The 16,991-nt window shown below is 73.6% G+C and carries 20 protein-coding genes; 5 read left to right on the top strand and 15 right to left on the bottom strand.

Annotated features, from left to right (window positions below; translation table 11 throughout):
- Nucleotides 1-7: 7 nt before the first annotated feature.
- The 8 genes from O2V63_RS19030 to O2V63_RS19065 form a co-directional block, all read right to left on the bottom strand.
- Nucleotides 8-1,444: an NAD(P)H-hydrate dehydratase gene (locus O2V63_RS19030; protein ID WP_269169085.1), complete on the bottom strand. Its 1,437-nt coding sequence runs from the start codon at nucleotides 1,442-1,444 to the stop codon at nucleotides 8-10.
- A complete protein-coding gene (locus tag O2V63_RS19035) occupies nucleotides 1,441-1,818 on the bottom strand; it encodes a holo-ACP synthase (RefSeq protein ID WP_269169086.1) in 378 nt (125 codons plus the stop codon). The genes O2V63_RS19030 and O2V63_RS19035 overlap by 4 nt, the downstream gene beginning before the upstream one ends.
- 125 nt (nucleotides 1,819-1,943) lie before the next feature.
- Nucleotides 1,944-3,806 (bottom strand): glutamine--fructose-6-phosphate transaminase (isomerizing), encoded by a 1,863-nt coding sequence (glmS, locus tag O2V63_RS19040; RefSeq protein WP_269169087.1) that lies wholly within the window; start codon nucleotides 3,804-3,806, stop codon nucleotides 1,944-1,946.
- An 84-nt stretch (nucleotides 3,807-3,890) separates the two neighbouring features.
- Nucleotides 3,891-5,246, bottom strand: a complete 1,356-nt coding sequence (gene glmM, locus O2V63_RS19045) for a phosphoglucosamine mutase (RefSeq protein ID WP_269169088.1) — start codon at nucleotides 5,244-5,246, stop codon at nucleotides 3,891-3,893.
- A gap of 10 nt (nucleotides 5,247-5,256) precedes the next feature.
- Nucleotides 5,257-5,676, bottom strand: coding sequence for a 30S ribosomal protein S9 (rpsI, locus tag O2V63_RS19050; protein WP_442928913.1), 420 nt, complete (start codon nucleotides 5,674-5,676; stop codon nucleotides 5,257-5,259).
- Nucleotides 5,673-6,116 (bottom strand): 50S ribosomal protein L13, encoded by a 444-nt coding sequence (gene rplM, locus O2V63_RS19055; RefSeq protein WP_269159179.1) that lies wholly within the window; start codon nucleotides 6,114-6,116, stop codon nucleotides 5,673-5,675. Before rplM ends, rpsI begins: the two co-directional genes overlap by 4 nt.
- Before the next feature lie 174 nt (nucleotides 6,117-6,290).
- The gene (locus tag O2V63_RS19060) at nucleotides 6,291-6,776 is read right to left on the bottom strand and encodes a beta-class carbonic anhydrase (protein WP_269169089.1); all 486 of its coding nucleotides are present in this window, start codon (nucleotides 6,774-6,776) and stop codon (nucleotides 6,291-6,293) included.
- A 52-nt stretch (nucleotides 6,777-6,828) separates the two neighbouring features.
- Nucleotides 6,829-7,794 (bottom strand): PfkB family carbohydrate kinase, encoded by a 966-nt coding sequence (locus O2V63_RS19065; protein WP_269169090.1) that lies wholly within the window; start codon nucleotides 7,792-7,794, stop codon nucleotides 6,829-6,831.
- Nucleotides 7,795-7,980: 186 nt separating this feature from the next.
- On the opposite strand from O2V63_RS19065, the gene moeA reads away from it, so the two are divergent.
- The 3 genes from moeA to O2V63_RS19080 are packed head-to-tail and all read left to right on the top strand — an operon-like array spanning nucleotide 7,981 to nucleotide 10,165.
- Complete coding sequence (gene moeA, locus O2V63_RS19070; RefSeq protein ID WP_269169091.1) at nucleotides 7,981-9,186, top strand: molybdopterin molybdotransferase MoeA; 1,206 nt, start codon at nucleotides 7,981-7,983, stop codon at nucleotides 9,184-9,186.
- Entirely contained in the window at nucleotides 9,183-9,671 is a 489-nt protein-coding gene (gene moaC, locus O2V63_RS19075; RefSeq protein WP_269169092.1) for a cyclic pyranopterin monophosphate synthase MoaC, read from the top strand. Before moeA ends, moaC begins: the two co-directional genes overlap by 4 nt.
- Nucleotides 9,668-10,165: a MogA/MoaB family molybdenum cofactor biosynthesis protein gene (locus O2V63_RS19080; RefSeq protein WP_269169093.1), complete on the top strand. Its 498-nt coding sequence runs from the start codon at nucleotides 9,668-9,670 to the stop codon at nucleotides 10,163-10,165. Before moaC ends, O2V63_RS19080 begins: the two co-directional genes overlap by 4 nt.
- 86 nt (nucleotides 10,166-10,251) lie before the next feature.
- Here the strand turns inward: O2V63_RS19080 and fdhD are convergent, their stop codons facing one another.
- The gene (gene fdhD, locus O2V63_RS19085) at nucleotides 10,252-11,082 is read right to left on the bottom strand and encodes a formate dehydrogenase accessory sulfurtransferase FdhD (protein WP_269169094.1); all 831 of its coding nucleotides are present in this window, start codon (nucleotides 11,080-11,082) and stop codon (nucleotides 10,252-10,254) included.
- Between the two features lie 42 nt (nucleotides 11,083-11,124).
- Here fdhD and mobA point away from each other — a divergent pair, with 42 nt between their 5' ends.
- Both mobA and O2V63_RS19095 read left to right on the top strand, forming a co-directional pair.
- Nucleotides 11,125-11,712, top strand: coding sequence for a molybdenum cofactor guanylyltransferase (gene mobA, locus O2V63_RS19090; RefSeq protein WP_269169095.1), 588 nt, complete (start codon nucleotides 11,125-11,127; stop codon nucleotides 11,710-11,712).
- A 58-nt stretch (nucleotides 11,713-11,770) separates the two neighbouring features.
- Nucleotides 11,771-12,436 (top strand): NAD(P)H-binding protein, encoded by a 666-nt coding sequence (locus O2V63_RS19095; RefSeq protein ID WP_269169096.1) that lies wholly within the window; start codon nucleotides 11,771-11,773, stop codon nucleotides 12,434-12,436.
- Between the two features lie 42 nt (nucleotides 12,437-12,478).
- Here the strand turns inward: O2V63_RS19095 and truA are convergent, their stop codons facing one another.
- The 6 genes from truA to rpsM form a co-directional block, all read right to left on the bottom strand.
- Entirely contained in the window at nucleotides 12,479-13,315 is an 837-nt protein-coding gene (truA, locus tag O2V63_RS19100) for a tRNA pseudouridine(38-40) synthase TruA (protein ID WP_269169097.1), read from the bottom strand.
- Nucleotides 13,316-13,349: 34 nt separating this feature from the next.
- Entirely contained in the window at nucleotides 13,350-14,069 is a 720-nt protein-coding gene (gene rplQ, locus O2V63_RS20890) for a 50S ribosomal protein L17 (protein ID WP_442929044.1), read from the bottom strand.
- Nucleotides 14,070-14,193: 124 nt separating this feature from the next.
- Nucleotides 14,194-15,261, bottom strand: coding sequence for a DNA-directed RNA polymerase subunit alpha (locus O2V63_RS19110; protein WP_269162941.1), 1,068 nt, complete (start codon nucleotides 15,259-15,261; stop codon nucleotides 14,194-14,196).
- Nucleotides 15,262-15,405: 144 nt separating this feature from the next.
- Nucleotides 15,406-16,032: a 30S ribosomal protein S4 gene (gene rpsD, locus O2V63_RS19115; RefSeq protein WP_269159168.1), complete on the bottom strand. Its 627-nt coding sequence runs from the start codon at nucleotides 16,030-16,032 to the stop codon at nucleotides 15,406-15,408.
- A 35-nt stretch (nucleotides 16,033-16,067) separates the two neighbouring features.
- A complete protein-coding gene (gene rpsK, locus O2V63_RS19120) occupies nucleotides 16,068-16,475 on the bottom strand; it encodes a 30S ribosomal protein S11 (RefSeq protein WP_026844840.1) in 408 nt (135 codons plus the stop codon).
- Nucleotides 16,476-16,602: 127 nt separating this feature from the next.
- On the bottom strand, nucleotides 16,603-16,977 hold the full coding sequence (gene rpsM, locus O2V63_RS19125; RefSeq protein ID WP_036334299.1) for a 30S ribosomal protein S13: 375 nt from the start codon (nucleotides 16,975-16,977) through the stop codon (nucleotides 16,603-16,605).
- Nucleotides 16,978-16,991 lie beyond the last annotated feature (14 nt).

The raw sequence follows: 16,991 nt of genomic DNA on the forward strand, positions 1-16,991 counted from the left end.
GCCGCGGTCAGCCCGCGCCGGCGCGCAGCCGGGCCAGCGTCTCGGGCAGTCGGCGGACCAGGTCACCGGCGATCAGCGGGCCCTGCTCGGCGGCCAGCTGACCGGCCCGGCCGTGCACGTGGGCGGCGACGGACGCCGCCTCCGCGGCCGGCAGCCCGGTCGCCAGCACCGCCCCCAGCACCCCGGCGAGCACGTCGCCGGTGCCGGCGGTCGCCAGCCACGGGGTGCCGGTGCCGTTGACGAAGGTCGTGCCGGCGGCGTCGGCGACGACGGTCGCGTCGCCCTTGAGCAGCACCGTGCAACCCAGCTCTGCCGCACCCCGGCGCGCAGCGGCCAGCCGGTCGCTGCCGACCTCGCCGAAGAGGCGGGCGAACTCGCGGTCGTGCGGCGTGAGCACGGTGGGTGCCGTGCGGTCGGCCACCAGCTCCGGGCGCTGGGAGACCAGGGTCAGCCCGTCGGCGTCGACCACCACGGGCAGGTCGGTGGCCAGCACCTCGGCGAGCACGCTGGCTGCGTCGTCGTCGGTGCCCATCCCCGGGCCGACCACCCAGGCCTGCACCCGTCCGGCGTCCCCTGGGCGGCCGGCGGTGACGATGACCTCCGGCCAGGCGGCCCGGACCCCCTCCGCGGCGGTGCCGGCGTACCGGACCAGGCCCGGCCGGGTCCGCACCGCCGCGCCGGTGCACAGGACCCCGGCGCCGGGATAGGTCGCCGAACCGGCCAGGACGCCGACCACCCCGCGTGAGTACTTGTCGTCGTCAGGGTCCGGGGCGTCCAGGTGCGGGACGACGTCGGCGTCGGTCAGCTGCCGGGCCGCCGGCTCGGCCAGCGCGGGACCGAGCCCGATGTCGACCAGGTGCACGGTGCCGGCCTGCCGGCGGCCGGCACCGACCACCAGCCCGGGCTTGACGGCACCGAAGGTGACCGTGTGCTGCGCGGGGAAGGCGGCCCCCGGCACCTCCCCGGTGTCGGCGACGACGCCGCTGGGCAGGTCGACGGCGACCAGCAGCCCCGGACCGGCGGTCGCCTCCCGGACCAGCGCGGCGGCCGGCTCCCGCAGTCCGCCGGTGCTGCCGAGGCCGACGATCCCGTCGAGGACCAGGTCGGCACGGTGCAGCCCGGCGTCCCCCGCGTCGGCGACCCGCCCACCGGCGCGACGGAAGGCGGCCAGCCCGGCTGCATGCGCCCGCTCCGGGCTGAGCAGCACCGCGGTGACGGCGGCGCCGCGCTGCGCCAGCAGGCCACCGGCGAACAACGCGTCGCCGCCGTTGTCACCGGAGCCGACCAGCAGCACCACGCGGACGCCGTGCGCCCGACCCAGCAGGCCCAGACAGATCGTCGCCAGCCCGGTCGCGGCCCGCTGCATGAGCGCTCCCGCCGGGAGCCCGGCCAGGACGGCCTGCTCCGCCGCCCGGACCTGCGCAGCGGTGTGCAGCCCGATCACGGTGCAGTTCCCTCAGCGACCACCATGGCGGAGGCGATGCCCCCGTCGTGGCTCAGCGACACGTGCCAGGTGGTGACGCCCAGCTCCGCGGCGCGGCGGGCCACCGTGCCGCGGACCTCCAGGTGTGGACGCCCCCGCTCCCCGACGACCACCTCGGCGTCGTGCCAGCGCAGGTCGCCCGGGGCGCCCAGCGCCTTGGCCAACGCCTCCTTGGCGGCGAAGCGGGCGGCCAGGGACTCGCTGCTGCGTTCACCGCCGGTGGGCGTGCGCTGCTCGGCCGGCGTGAACAGCCGGTCGCGCAGCCCCGGGGTGCGGGCCAGCGACACGGCGAACCGCTCGACCGGGCAGACGTCGACACCGATCCCGATGATCACCCGCACAGTGTGCCTGCGCCGCCGTCCACCGCCGCCGACGACTGTCCCCCCGCACCAGCGCTGGTGCGGGGGGACAGCCGGTGATCAGGTCAGCTGATCGGTGCTCGGCGCCGGGTCAGGTGCTGCTACTCCACCGTGACGCTCTTGGCGAGGTTGCGCGGCTGGTCCACGTCCAGACCGCGGGTGGCGGCGATCTCGCAGGCCAGCACCTGCAGCGGCACGGTGGTGACGACCGGCGCGAGCAGGGTCGGCGTCCGTGGCACCCGGATCAGGTGGTCGGCGTAGGGCAGCACGTCGTCATCGCCCTCCTCGGCGATCACGATCGTGCGAGCACCGCGAGCGCGGACCTCCTGGATGTTGCTCACCACCTTGCCGTGCACCGACTCCCGGCTCAGCGGCGACGGGACGACGATCACCACGGGGGTGCCCTGGTCGATCAGTGCGATCGAACCGTGCTTCAGCTCCCCGGCGGCGAAGCCCTCGGCGTGGATGTAGGCGAGCTCCTTGAGCTTGAGCGCCCCCTCCAGGGCCACCGGGTAGCCGACGTGCCGGCCGAGGAACAGCAGGGTGTCCTCCGTCGCCAGCGCCCGGGCGAGCTCCCGCACCGGCTCCATCGTGCCCAGCACCTCGGTGATCTGGGCCGGCAGCGCCCGCAGGTCCTCGACGATGGCGGCGACCTCGTCGGCGTACTTGACCCCCCGCACCTGGGCCAGGAAGAGCCCGACCAGGTAGCAGGCCACCACCTGGGTCAGGAAGCCCTTGGTCGAGGCGACCGCGACCTCCGGGCCGGCGTGGGTGTACAGGACGGCGTCGGACTCCCGCGGGATCGTCGACCCGTTGGCGTTGCAGATCGCCAGGACCTTGGCCTTCTGCTCCCGCGCGTGCCGCAGCGCCATGAGGGTGTCCATCGTCTCGCCGGACTGGCTGATGACCACGACCAGCGTGCTCCGGTCCAGCACCGGGTCGCGGTAGCGGAACTCGCTGGCCAGCTCGACCTCGACCGGGACGCGGGTCCAGTGCTCGATCGCGTACTTGGCGATCAGCCCAGCGTGGTAGGCCGTCCCGCAGGCGACGACGAAGACCTTGTCGACGTCGCGCAGCTCCTGGTCGGAGAGCCGGACCTCGTCGAGCACCAGTTCGCCGGCCTCGCCGAGCCGGCCCAGCAGGGTGTTGGCCACCGCCTCCGGCTGCTCGGCGATCTCCTTGAGCATGAACCAGTCGTAGCCGTTCTTCTCCGCGGCTGCGGCGTCCCAGTCGACCGTGCGGGTGGTCGGCTCGACGACGGTGCCGGCGAAGTCGGTGACCGTCACACCGTGCTCGCGGTCCAGGAGCACGACCTGGTCCTCCTCGACGTCCAGCGCGCGGCGGGTGTGCCCGATGAACGCCGCCACGTCGGAGCCGAGGAAGTACTCCCCGTCGCCCACGCCGACGACCAGCGGGCTGTTGCGCCGGGAGGCGACCAACCGGTCGGGCTCCGCGGCGTGGGTGGCGACGAGGGTGAAGGCACCTTCCAGGCGCCGGCTGACCGTGCGCATCGCCTCGGCGAGTCGATCGGTCCCCGCCGGGGTCTCCCGGTAGACGGCGGCCAGCAGGTGGGCCACGACCTCGGTGTCGGTCTCGGACGAGAACTCGATCCCGGCGGCCTCGCACTCGGCGCGCAGCGGCGCGAAGTTCTCGATGATCCCGTTGTGGATCACCGCGACGGTGCCGTCGGCGGAGACGTGCGGGTGGGCGTTGCGGTCGGTGGGCCCGCCGTGCGTGGCCCAGCGGGTGTGCCCGATGCCGATGGTCGAGGCGGGCAGCGCAGCCTCGACCAGTTCCTTCTCCAAGTTGGCGAGCTTGCCGGCCTTCTTGGCGGTGTTCAGCCGGCCGTCAGCCAGCACCGCCACCCCCGCCGAGTCATAGCCTCGGTACTCGAGTCGGCGCAGGCCCTCCAGGACGACGTCCAAGGAGTCCTGCGGGCCGACGTACCCCACGATGCCGCACATTCCCCCGACGATACCGGGGGCTGGGGTCGGCTACCTGTGACCTCGCCCCGGGCCCAGCGGTGCGTCCGGCGGGTCGGGCGCTCCTCAGGTGGCGGCGGCGACGACGTCGGCCAGCCGGGAGGCCACGGCGTCGGCCTTCTCCTGGGTGGGCGCCTCGACCATCACCCGCACCAGCTGCTCGGTGCCCGAAGGGCGCAGCAGCACCCGCCCGGAGTCGCCGAGCTCGGCCTCGACGGCGTTGACCGCCCGTGCGACCTCGTCGCTCTCCGCCACCGCGAGCCGGTCCGTCACCGGGACGTTGACCAAGGTCTGCGGCAGCCGCTGCACCACCGAGGCCAGCTCGGCCAGGGAGGCACCGGTGGCGCTCATCCGGGACATCAGGGCGAGCCCGGTGAGCAGCCCGTCGCCGGTGGTCGCCCAGTCGAGGAAGACCAGGTGACCGCTCTGCTCGCCGCCGAGGGAGAGCCCGCGCGAGCGCAGCGCCTCCAGGACGTAGCGGTCACCCACGGCCGTCGTCTGCACGGAGATGCCCGCCGCCCGCATGGTGTGGTGGAAGCCCAGGTTGCTCATCACCGTGGCGACGACCGTCTCGTCGGTCAGGTTGCCGCTCTCGTGCAGCGCCAGCGCACAGATCGCCAGGATCGCGTCGCCGTCGACGACGTCGCCCTGCGCGGTCACCGCCAGGCAGCGGTCGGCGTCCCCGTCGTGGGCGATGCCGATGTCGGCACCGTGCCGCGCGACGGCGTCGATCAACGGCCCCAGGTGGGTGGAGCCGATCCCGTCGTTGATGTTCCAGCCGTCGGGCTCGCCACCGATGACGTGCACCTGCGCCCCGGCCCGGCGGTAGACCTCCGGCGCACAGCGGTAGGCGGCCCCGTGGGCGCAGTCGACGACGACGCGCAGGTCACGCAGGGGCTCGCGCAACGCGGAGAGCACGTGGGTGGTGTAGTCCTCCGCGGCGCCGGCCAGGTCGCGGACGCGGCCGATGCCCCCACCGGTCGGGCGGTGGTCGCCGCGGGGGTCGCCGTCGTCGGTGCCCATGACCCGCCGCTCGATGGCGGCCTCGACTGCGTCGGGCAGCTTGTGCCCACCGCGACTGAACAGCTTGATGCCGTTGTCGGGCATCGGGTTGTGGCTCGCCGACAGCATCACGCCCAGGTCGGCGTCGGTGCGGCCGGTCAGGTGCGCGATCGCCGGCGTCGGCAGGACGCCGACGCGCAGCACCTCGGCGCCGGCGCTCGCCAGGCCGGCGACGACCGCGGCCTCGAGCATCTCCCCGCTCGCGCGGGGGTCACGGCCGACGACCGCGACGGGACGTGAGGTCCCGTCGCGGTCGGCGAGCACGCTGGCCGCGGCACGGGCCACCGAGAGCGCCAGTTCCGGCGTCAGCTCGGCGTTGGCCCGGCCGCGGACGCCGTCGGTCCCGAAGAGCCGACCCACGGACGTACCGTCAGCGCTTCGAGTACTGAGGCGCCTTGCGGGCCTTCTTCAGGCCGTACTTCTTGCGCTCCGTGACCCGCGGGTCACGGGTGAGGAAGCCGGCCTTCTTCAGGGCCGGACGGTCATCGGGCTCGATCTCGATGAGCGCACGGGCGATCGCCAGGCGCAGCGCACCGGCCTGGCCGCTGACGCCACCACCGTGCAGGATGCCGACGACGTCGTACTGCTCGTTCTTCTCCAGGATCACGAACGGCTCACGGATGAGCTGCTGGTGCACCTTGTTGGGGAAGTACTGCTCGATGGTGCGGCCGTTGAGCTTGAACTCGCCGGTGCCGGGGAGCAGACGCACCCGGACGATGGCCTCCTTGCGGCGGCCGACGGTCTGGATGGGACGCCCGTCGGCGTCGGTCACGGTCAGTGCGCTGGTCACTGGGCCACCTGCTTGATCTCGTAGGTCTGGGGCTGCTGGGCGGCGTGCGGGTGCTCGGGCCCGGCGTAGACCTTGAGCTTGGAGAGCATCTGCCGGCCCAGCGTGTTGTGCGGCAGCATCCCCTTGACGGCGCGCTCGACGACGCGGTCGGGACGGGTCTTCAGCTCGTCGCCGACGTTGATCGTCCGCAGCCCACCCGGGTAGCCGGAGTGGCGGTAGGCGACCTTGGTGTCGCGCTTGGAGCCGGTCAGGGCCACCTTGCCCGCGTTGACGATGACGACGAAGTCGCCGGCGTCGACGTGCGGCGCGAACTGGGGCTTGTGCTTGCCGCGGAGGAGGATCGCGGTCTGGCTGGCGAGTCGACCGAGCACCACGTCGGTGGCGTCGATGACGTGCCAGGCCCGGGTGATGTCACCGGGCTTGGGGCTGTACGTGCGCACGAGGCTCACTCGTCCTGTCGTCGTCGGGCGGGTGGCTGGTGGGATCGCCTCACCGAGGACGGGAGACTTGGGCGGATCCGATGACATCGGCACCCCGGACGCGTGTGCACCAACCGGCATCACGCACCAACGGGAGACCATACCAGCGTCGACGTCGACGCCTCACGGCCGAGATCAGTCGACTTCTCGCAGCCGGCCGCTCGCGACGTCGTAGACCGTGCCCCGCACCTCGGTGCTGAGCAGGTAGGGCGTCTCCCGGACGAGCCGCATCGACTCCCGGACGTCGGCGTCCACGTCGGTGAAGGTGCGCGCCACCCAGGGCGGCCGGTGCCCGGTGGTGCGCTCCACCAGGTCGGCGACCTCCTGGTCGGTGGCCTTGTTGAGCCCGCAGTCGGTGTGGTGGACGAGCACGACCGCACGGGTGCCGAGCACGTGCTGGGAGATGGTGAGCGACCGGAGGGTGTCCTCGGTGACCACGCCACCGGCGTTGCGGATGACGTGCGCATCACCGACGGCGAGGCCCAGCATGCCGAACAGCGGCATCCGGGAGTCCATGCAGGCGACGACGGCGACCTTGCGGTCCGGGGCGACCGGGAGGTCGCCGGGGAACTCACCCAGCCAGGCCTCGTTCGCCGCCAGCATCCGGTCGATCTCGGTCACCCTGCGCCACCTCTCGTCCGCCGCTGAGTCCCGGTAACGCTAGCGCGGCGCGTCAGCGGCCCGCCCCGCCGCGCTCCCGGCACTCCACGGCGAGGCGCGTGACCTCCTCGGGGTCCAGCGCGGGTCGGCCGCCGAGCCTGCCCACGGTCAGGGCCGCCGCGGCTCCCGCCTGCCAGGCGGCCGTCCCCGGGTCGGCGCCCCGCAGCAGCGCGACGGCGAGCGCCGCCACCACGCTGTCACCGGCGCCCGTCGGGTCGACCGGGTCCTGGCCGAGCAGCGGCACCAGCTCCTCGCGCACCCGGCCTCCGGGCTCCCGCCACACCGTGAGGTCGCCGTCCTCCCCGGCCGACAGGCAGACCACCCTGGGGCCTGCGGCGCACAGCTGGCGGGCGGCGGCACGCACGTCCGCCAGCCCGTCCAGCTCGCCGTCCACCCACAGCCCGGCCTCGACCAGGTCGGCGCGCAGGACCCGCACCCGACCCAGCAACGCCTCCCGGGTCTCCGGATCCGGCGGTGCGCCGTCGGCGACCGTCAACGCGTCCCGCGGAGCCCGCGCCAGGGCGGCGCGGACGGCGACCCCCGGCTGCTGCAGCTGGAGCACGACAGCGGACGCCCGCGCGAACGACCGGGCAGCCGCGTCGACGTCGGCAGCGGTCAGCAGGGTCGGCTCCGGGACGTCCTCCAGCAGCCGCCGCGTGCCACCGGCCTCGACCAGGTCGACCAGCAGCGCGGTCTCGGCGCCCCGGCGGCGGACCACCCCGGAGACCCACAGACCGTCGCTGACCGCCTGGGCCAGGACCAGGTCGCCGGGCGGGTCGTCGCCGAGCACCCCGACCAGGGCGACCGGCCAGCCCAGCTGCGCCATCGCAACGGCCTGGTTCGCCCCCTTCCCACCCAGCAGCTCCCGGCGGCGGCGGACGTCGGCGCTCCGTCCACCGCGCGGCAACCGGTCCACCTCCAGCACCAGGTCGCGACCCACCTGGCCGACGACGACCGCGGGACCCTCCGGAACTGGCACGGTTCCTCCTCCTCATCGCGCACGTGGTGCCGCGCCGGCCCGGCCTGCCTGCCGTGCGGCGTCGGTCACCGTCCCAGCCTGCCCGCTCACGCTGCGTCGTGCGATCACCGGCTGTGCACGACCGGACCCGGCGCGGTCCCGGCCCGCCCCGCCACCCGCTGGAGCGCCGTCGGTGAGGATGGGGGCGTGCGCACGGTCGAGGAACACCAGTCAGCGGTCGCCGGGCTGCTCGCCCCGCTACCGGTCGAGGACGTCGAGCTCGCCGCGGCCGCGGGACGGGTGCTCGCCCGCGACCTGACCGCGCGGGTGGCCCTGCCGGGCTTCGACAACTCCGCCATGGACGGCTACGCGGCACGGCACGCCGAGGTGGGGGCGGCCACTGCGGAGGCCCCCGTCCAGCTGCCCGTCGCCGCCGACCTGCCGGCCGGGCGCACCGACGTGCCACCGCTGCTGCCCGGCACGGTGCACCGCATCATGACCGGCGCCCCGGTGCCCGACGGCGCGGACGTGATCGTCCCGGTCGAGCGCACCGACGCCGGCACCGACGTCGTCACCATCACCTCCGCCCCCTCGGCCGGCACCCATCTGCGGCACGCCGGTGAGGACATCCGGGCCGGCGAGCTGGCCATGCCCGCCGGCACCGCGCTCGGCGCGGCCCAACTGGGGCTCGCGGCCGCGGTCGGGTACGACACCGTGCCGGTGCGGCGCCGCCCCCGGGTGCTGGTGCTCTCCACCGGCAGCGAGCTGGTCGAACCCGGCCGCCCGCTGCAGCCGGGCCAGATCTACGAGTCCAACTCGGTGCTGCTGGCCGCCGCCGTCACCGAGGCCGGTGGCGAGGCGCGCACGCTGCACTTCGTGCCCGACGACGTCGACCAGTTCCTCGCCACGGTCCGCGCCGAGCTGCCGGACGCCGACCTGCTGGTCACCAGCGGCGGGGTCAGCGCCGGTGCGTACGAGGTGGTCAAGGACGCCTTCGCCGGTCTGGGCACGGTCGAGTTCGGCAAGGTCGCCATGCAGCCGGGTGGTCCGCAGGGCGCCGGTACGGTCGACGGTGTCCCGGTCATCACGCTGCCCGGCAACCCGGTGAGCTCCTTCGTCTCCTTCGAGGTGTTCGTCCGGCCCGCCCTGCGCCGGGCGCTCGGCCACGCCTCCCCCGATCGGCTGCGCACCACCGCCCGGCTCACCGCCCCGCTGCACTCCCCCGCCGGCCGCCGGCAGTTCCTGCGCGGGCGGTTCGACGGGGAGGTCGTCGACCAGGTCGGCGGGCCCGGCTCCCACCTGGTCGCCCACCTCGCCCGCGCCAACTGCCTCGTCGTCGTCCCCGAGGACGTCACCGACCTGCCCGTGGGCGCCCAGGTGACCGTCGTCCTGATCGAAGGAGCACTCCAGTGACCACCTCCCCCGACGGCCCGGCACGCCTCACCCACGTCGACGAGTCCGGCGCCGCACGGATGGTCGACGTGACCGCCAAGCCGGTCACCGCACGGGTCGCCACCGCCGCCGGCCGGGTGCTCGTCAGCCCCGAGGTGGTCGCGCTGCTGCGCGGCACGGGCGTGCCCAAGGGCGACGCCATCGCGGTCGCCCGGATCGCCGGGATCGCCGGGGCCAAGCGCACCCCCGACCTGATCCCGCTGTGCCACCCGATCGCACTGCACGGCGTGACGGTCGACCTCGACGTCACCGACGACGCCGTGGAGATCACCGCCACCGCCCGCACCGCCGACCGCACCGGCGTGGAGATGGAGGCGCTCACGTCCGTCGCCGTCGCCGGGCTCACCGTCATCGACATGGTCAAGGCGGTCGACCCGCGCGCCTGCATCACCGACGTCCGGCTGCTCGCCAAGTCCGGCGGCAAGAAGGGCGACTGGATCCGATGAGCGCCGACCTGCCGGCCGACGCCCGGGCCGTCGTGCTCACCGCCTCCAACCGCGCCTCGGCCGGGGTCTACGAGGACCGCTCCGGGCAGGCGCTCGCCGAGGGGCTGCGCGGGCTCGGCTTCACCGTGGAGGGGCCGCACGTGCGCCCGGACGACGTCGCGGCGCTCACCGAGGTGCTGCGGGAGGCCGTGGCAGGCGGGGCCGACGTCGTCCTGACCACCGGCGGCACCGGGCTCTCGCCGACCGACGTCACGCCGGAGGCCACCCGGGCGGTGCTGGAGCGCGAGGCCCCCGGCATCGCCGAGGCGGTGCGCCGGTACGGCGAGGGGAAGGTGCCCACCTCGGTGCTGTCCCGCGGCGTCGCCGGCACCGCCGGGCGCACCCTCATCGTCAACCTGCCCGGCTCCACCGGCGGCGTCCGGGACGGTCTCGCCGTGCTGGGCCCGCTGCTGCCGCACGTGGTCAGCCAGCTCCGCGGTGGCGACCACGTCTGATGTCGCCCTGCCGCGCTCCAGCGCGGCCAGGAGCTGTCCCGGCCTGCACTGAGTCGTTTCCCGCGATCGCGCCCGGCGCTGTGTGCCTAGTCGGGCAGGACGAGGCGTTCGGGGTGGGTGTAGACGTTGCAGCCGTCGCCGCGGAGGAAGCCGATCAGGGTGATGCCCACCTCCTGGGCCAGCTCCACCGCCAGCGAGCTGGGCGCCGACACCGCAGCCAGCACGGGCACGGCGGCCATCGCCGCCTTCTGGGTCAGCTCGAAGGACGACCGGCCGCTGACCATCAGCAGGTGCCCGGCCAGCGGCACCCGGCCCTCCCGCACCGCATCCCCGACCACCTTGTCCACCGCGTTGTGCCGGCCGACGTCCTCCCGCAGCGCCACCAGCTCGCCGCCGGCGGAGAACAGCCCGGCCGCGTGCAGCCCGCCGGTCTTGTCGAACACCTGCTGGGCGGCGCGCAGCCGGTCCGGCAGGGCCAGCAGCGTCGCCAAGGTCATCCGGGTGTCGTCGGCGGCGACGTCGTAGGCGGTCTTCGTGCGGATGGCGTCGATGCTGGCCTTGCCGCAGACACCGCAGGAGCTCGTCGTGTAGAAGTTCCGGTCCAGCGCGGTGTCCGGGGCCTCGACACCGGGCGCCAGGTCGACGTCGACGACGTTGTAGGTGTTGCGGCCCTCGTCGTCGACGGAGTTGCAGTACCGCAGCCCGGCGATGTCGGCCGCCGAGGCGATGACGCCCTCGGTGGTCAGGAAGCCGTGCACCAGGTCGAAGTCGTCGCCCGGAGTCCGCATCGTCACCGCCAGCGGCGTGCCGCCGAGCCGGATCTCCAGCGGCTCCTCGGAGGCGACCGTGTCGGGCCGTCGGGTGTGCACGGCGCCGCGGATGCGCAGCACCGGAGTGCGGCTGGTGACTCGTCCCACGCGGCTGACGGTACTCACCGGTCGCGCCCTACCGTTCCGGGCATGACCTCGCTCCCGCGCTTCGCGGCCGTCGTGCTGGCCGGCGGCCGAGCAGCCCGGCTCGGCGGGCAGCCCAAGCCGCAGCTGGACGTCGGCGGGCGCACGATGCTCGACACCGTCGTGGACGCCGTCCGGGACGCCGATCCGGTCGTCGTCGTCGGACCCCCACAGCCCGTCCCGGAGGCCGTCGTGCTCGTCCGGGAGGTGCCGGCGGGTGGGGGGCCGGTCCCGGCACTCGCCGCGGGGCTCGCCGCGGTCGGCGACGCCGAGGTGGTCGCCGTCCTCGCCGCCGACCTGCCCTTCCTCACGCGGGACCTGGTGACCGCCCTGCGCCGGCGACTCGTCGACGACGGCGTGCTGGTCGTCGACGACACCGGCCGCGACCAGCTCCTCCTGGGCGTCTGGCGGACGGCGGCACTGCGCGCCGCCGTCCGTGACCCCCGCCCGCACACGCCACTGCGGACCGTGCTCTCCGGACTGTCCGTCGGCCGCCATCGGCCGGCCGCGCTGCCCGGCCGGCCCGCGCCGTGGACCGACTGCGACACCCCCGCCGACCTCGCCCGCGCCCGGGCCGCGCCCGGCCGGGAGTGAGCCGTTCCCCACGCAGCCGGCCTGCGTGGGGACCACACCCGCCGGGTAGGGCCGCACCATGCGCGTCGTCACAGCAGGAGCCCACGGGAAGATCGCCCGCCGCCTCGGCCGGTTGCTGAGCCAGCGGGGGGACACCGCCATCGGCATCGTCCGCAACCCCGACCACCAGGCCGACCTGGAGTCCGACGGGGTCCAGCCGGTGGTGCTGGACCTGGAGCAGGCCTCGGTGGAGGAGCTCGCCGCCGTCGTCTCGGGCGCCGACGCCGTGGTGTTCGCCGCCGGCGGTGGCCCGGACAGCGGCATCGCGCGCAAGGACTCGGTCGACCGCGGCGCCGCAGTGCTGCTGGCCGAGGCAGCGGTCGCGGCCGGCGTCCGTCCCTACCTGCTGATCTCCTCGATCGGTGTCGAGATGGTGGCCGGGGACGGCGCCCCCGAGGACATGGACGAGGTGTTCGTCGCCTACCTGCGCGCCAAGCTGGCCGCCGAGGAGCACGTGCTGTCCCGCGAGGGCCTGTCCCCCATGGTGATCCGCCCGGGGAGCCTCACCGACGACCCCGGCACCGGACGCGTCCGGCTCGAGCACACCACGGACCGCGGCGAGGTCCCCCGCGACGACGTCGCCGCCGTGCTGCTGGCCCTGCTCGACGACCCCAAGGACGGCGCCGTCGTCGAACTGCTGACCGGCGACACCCCGGTCACCGAGGCCGTCGCCGCCCTCCCCTGACGTCCTCCGGACGGACGCCCTCGCGGGCGCAGCCGGCGCCGGTCAGCTGCGCTTCGCCCGGGTGACGACTGCCCGGGCCGCGAGGCCGGCGTCGTCCGGGTAGTCGACCCGCAGCAACGTCAGACCGCCGGCCGGCGCGACCGGCACGTCGTTGGCCCGTTCACTGCGGGCGAGCAGGGACGACGGCCACTCCGCCGGCCGGCGCCCCTCACCCACGGCGCCCAGGGCACCGACCAGACTGCGGACCATCGAGTGGCAGAAGGCGTCGGCGGACGCCCGGATCTCCACCAGGTCGCCGTCCCGCTCCACGTCCAGGGCGAGCAGGGTCCGGATCGTGGTCGCACCCTCACGTCGCCGGCAGAAGGCGGCGAAGTCCTGCTGCCCGAGCAGCAGGCGCGCCGCCGTCTGCATCGCACCGACGTCCAACCGGCGCGGCCACCCGACCGTGTCGGCCCGGCGCAACGGCGGTGGGCCCGCGTCGGCATCGGTGAGGCGGTACACGTAGTGCCGGGCCAGCGCGGAGAACCGCGCGTCGAAGTCGGCCGTGACCGCCTCCGCCGAGGTGACGGCGATGTCCGGCGACAAGACGCCCCTCAGCCGGCGCAACAGCCGGTCCTGGTGGGCGGTGAAGAGATCTCCGGGCAGGTCGGCGTGCGCGACCTGCCCAGTGGCGTGCACCCCGGCGTCCGTGCGGCCCGCGACCGTCAGGTCCACGTCCACCCGCAGCACCGTGGCCAGCGCCAGTTCCAGCTCGCCCTGGACGGTGCGCAGGCCGGGCTGACGGGCCCAGCCGTGCAGCGCTGTCCCGTCGTAGGAGATGCCCAGCCGGACGCGGACGAGCCCGCCACCGGCATCGGTGGCGGGCTCGTCAGCGCGCATGTGCATCGAGCAGACCGTCGGGGACGGTCTCAGCTCACTTCGGGTCGGCGGCAGGTTCGCCACCGGGAGCCTGCCGGCCCGCGGTCGCCGCGTCGCCGATCTCGGCGGCCTCGACCTCGGCGGCGGCCGCAGCGGCCACGTCGGGGCTCAGCGTCGGGTCGTCGACGACGGCCAGGTTCTCCGAGGTCGGCTCCGGGTCGACGTCGCCGTCGTCCTGACGCTCGCCGTCGGGCACGAAGACGTCGGTGACGACCTCTTCTGCCTCGGCGGACTCGTCGCTGCCGGCCTCGGTGGCCTCGGCAGTGACCTCACCGGCGGCTGCGGAAGCGCCGGCGCCGGCCGCGAACCGCGTGCCGCGGGCGCGCTCGGCCTCGCCGACGGCCTGCTGCGCCACCGTCTGGCCCTCGACCAGCTCGATGATCGCCATCGGCGCGTTGTCGCCCTTGCGGGGACCGACCTTGACGATGCGCGTGTAGCCACCGGGACGGTCCGCGAAGCGCGGGCCGATCTCGGCGAACAGGTGGTGCACGACGTCCTTGTCACGGATCGTCGTCAGCACCTGCCGACGGGCGTGCAGGTCACCGCGCTTGGCGAAGGTGACCAGCTTCTCGGCCAGCGGCCGCAGCCGCTTGGCCTTGGCCTCAGTGGTGGTGATCCGCCCGTGCTCGAACAGCGAGGTGGCCATGTTGGCCAGCATCAGCCGCTCGTGCGCGGGGGAGCCGCCGAGACGGGGGCCCTTGGTGGGGGTGGGCATGTCGGTCCTTCCTCAGGCGGCCGGGCGGGCGGTTGCCGGCTGCGTCGTCCATCGCGGTGCTACGTCCGGGACCAGTGTGGCGGCCCCGATGTGGCCCCGCTGCCAGGGGCAGCGGGGCCCGGTCTCAGAGCTGCTCGGTCTCCTGGTAGGTGCCCTCGTCGAAGGTGGCGGGGTCACCGAAGGCTGCGTCGCCCTGGTAGGCGTCGGTCTCGTAGCCCTCGTCGTAGCTCTCCACCGACGAGGGGACGAACCCGGGCGGGCTGTCCTTGAGCGCCAGGCCCATCGCCGCGAGCTTGAGCTTGACCTCGTCGATCGACTTCGCACCGAAGTTGCGGATGTCGAGGAGGTCCGCCTCGGAGCGGGTGACGAGCTCACCGACGGTGTGCACGCCCTCGCGCTTGAGGCAGTTGTAGGACCGCACGGTGAGGTCCATGTCCTCGATGGGCATCGAGAAGTTGGCGATGTCGGCGGCCTCGGCCGGGCTGGGCCCGACCTCGATGCCCTCGGCGTCGACGTTCAGCTCACGCAGCAGGCCGAAGAGCTCGACCAGGGTCGAACCGGCGCTCGCGATGGCGTCACGGGGCTCCATCGACGGCTTGGTCTCGACGTCCACCACGAGCCGGTCGAAGTCGGTGCGCTGCTCGACACGGGTCGCCTCGACCGCGTAGGTCACCTTCAGCACCGGCGAGTAGATGGAGTCGACGGGGATGCGGCCGATCTCCTGGCCGGGCTGCTTGTTCTGGGTGGCCGGCACGTAGCCGCGGCCACGCTCGACGACCAGCTCGATCTCCAGCCGGCCCTTCGCGTTCAGCGTGGCGATGTGCAGGTCGGGGTTGTGCACCTCGACGCCGGCCGGCGGGGCGATGTCCGCCGCCGTGACCTCACCAGGGCCCTGCTTGCGCAGGTACATGGTCACCGGCTCGTCGGAGTCGGAGCTGACCACGAGGCCCTTGAGGTTCAGGATGATCTCGGTGACGTCCTCCTTGACCCCCGGCACGGTGGTGAACTCGTGCAGGGTGCCCTCGATCCGGATGCTGGTGACAGCAGCGCCGGGGATCGAGGACAGGAGGGTGCGACGCAGCGAGTTGCCGAGGGTGTAGCCGAAACCCGGCTCGAGCGGCTCGATGACGAACCGTGAGCGCTGGGCGTCGATGGTCTCCTCGGCGAGGGTCGGACGCTGTGCGATGAGCATGGTTCTCCTTCAGGTCCTCCGGCACCCGCCATATGACGCCGTGAGGGGGTGGTGCCGGCGGGACGGACATCGGTCCGCCCGTCCCGCCGTCGTGCTGGTCCTGCAGTCGTGCTGGTCCTGCAGTCGTGCTGTCCTACCGGCCGATCACTTCGAGTAGAGCTCGACGATCAGCTGCTCCTGGACCGGGGTGTCGATCACCTGGCGCGCCGGGATGTTGTGGACCAACACCTTCAGCTGCGAGGAGATCACCTCCAGCCACGGCGGCACCGGACGAGAGCCGGCCTTGGCCTGGGCGAGCTGGAACGGAACCATCTCGGCGGACTTCGCAGCCACCTCGAGGATGTCGTTGGCGCTCACCCGGTACGACGGGATGTCGACCTTGCGGCCGTTGACCTTGATGTGGCCGTGGCGCACCAACTGGCGGGCCATGTCACGGGACTCGGCGAAGCCGGCCCGGTAGACCACGTTGTCGAGGCGGGACTCGAGGATCTGCAGCAGGACCTCACCGGTCTTGCCCGACTTCTTGTTCGCCTCTTCGTAGTAACCGCGGAACTGCTTCTCCAGCACGCCGTAGATGCGGCGGGCCTTCTGCTTCTCACGAAGCTGGAGCAGGTACTCGCTGTCCTTGCTGCGACCCCGGCCGTGCTCGCCCGGCGGGTAGGGCCGGATCTCGATGGGGCACTTCGGGGACTCGCACTTGCTGCCCTTGAGGAACAGCTTCATCTTCTCGCGCCTGCACAAACGGCAGTCGGCTCCGGTGTAACGGGCCACGTCAGGTACTCCTAGTTCGTCTCGTCAGTGACCGGTCAGACCCGGCGGCGCTTCTTGGGGCGGCAGCCGTTGTGCGGCTGAGGCGTCACGTCCTGGATCTGACCCACTTCGAGGCCGGTGGCCTGCAGCGAGCGGATCGCGGTCTCCCGACCGGAGCCCGGGCCCTTCACGAAGACGTCGACCTTGCGCATGCCGTGCTCCTGCGCCTTGCGTGCGGCGTTCTCCGCAGCCATCTGCGCCGCGAACGGCGTGGACTTGCGGGAGCCCTTGAACCCGACGTGCCCGGCCGAGGCCCAGCTGATCACGTTGCCCGTGGGGTCGGTGATCGACACGATCGTGTTGTTGAAGGTGCTCTTGATGTGCGCCGCACCGTGGGCGACGTTCTTCTTCTCCTTGCGGCGCACCTTCTTGGTGCCAGCTGCCGCGCGAGCCCTGGGAGGCATCTCTCTCCGGTCTGAGTCTGTGTTCGTGGCCTGGTCCCCACCCGGTCCTAGCCGAGGGGGCGGTCGTGCTCAGGCGCACCGCCGGTCCGGCCCTACGGACCCGCGACGGTGCGCCGACGTGCTGAGATCAGCGGGCCTTCTTCTTGCCCGCGATGGTCTTGCGCGGGCCCTTGCTCGAGCGCGCGTTCGTCTTGGTGCGCTGCCCGTGCACCGGCAGGCCACGGCGGTGCCGCAGACCCTGGTAGCAACCGATCTCCACCTTGCGGCGGATGTCGGCGGCCACCTCACGGCGCAGGTCACCCTCGACGCGGAAGTGCTCGTCGATGTAGTCGCGCAGCTTGAGCAGGTCCTCGTCGGTCAGGTCCTTGGCGCGCAGGTCCGGGCTGACGCCCGTCGCGGCCAGGGTCGCCTTGGCCGAGGTCGGCCCGATCCCGTAGATGTAGGTGAGCGCGATCTCCATCCGCTTCTCGCGGGGAAGGTCGACGCCAGCAAGTCGTGCCATTGTCAGGTACTCCC

Origin of the sequence: Modestobacter sp. VKM Ac-2977 (genome assembly GCF_026968045.1) — a bacterium.
GTDB lineage: Bacteria > Actinomycetota > Actinomycetes > Mycobacteriales > Geodermatophilaceae > Modestobacter.